The sequence below is a fragment of the Umezawaea beigongshangensis genome, from assembly GCF_016464305.1.
Lineage (GTDB): Bacteria > Actinomycetota > Actinomycetes > Mycobacteriales > Pseudonocardiaceae > Umezawaea_A > Umezawaea_A beigongshangensis.
Map to the genome: position 1 here is coordinate 1 of NZ_JAEIOJ010000054.1, position 260 is coordinate 260.

The following is a 260-nucleotide window of genomic DNA, read 5'->3' on the forward strand; positions in this document are numbered from 1 at the left end:
CGCATCAGCTCCAGCTCGTACTCCTTCCACCCCAGCGCGCTCTCCTCGATCAGCACCTCGGTGACCGGGGACTCCGCGAGGCCGGACGCGGCGAGCCGCTCCAGCTCTTCGGGGGTGTGCGCCATGCCGGAGCCGAGGCCGCCCATCGTGAACGACGGCCGGATGACCACGGGCAGGCCCAGGTCGGCCACCGTCGCGCGGACCTCCTCCATCGACCGGCACACCGCGCTGCGCGGCACCTCCGCGCCGATCTTGCGGAC

General features: G+C 73.1%; 1 protein-coding gene. It reads right to left on the minus strand.

What is annotated here, in order from left to right; all coding sequences use genetic code 11:
- Window positions 1–260, minus strand: a 260-nt coding sequence (locus tag IMZ35_RS30310; RefSeq protein ID WP_199444636.1) for an ATP-binding protein, incomplete at both ends; no start/stop codon positions are given.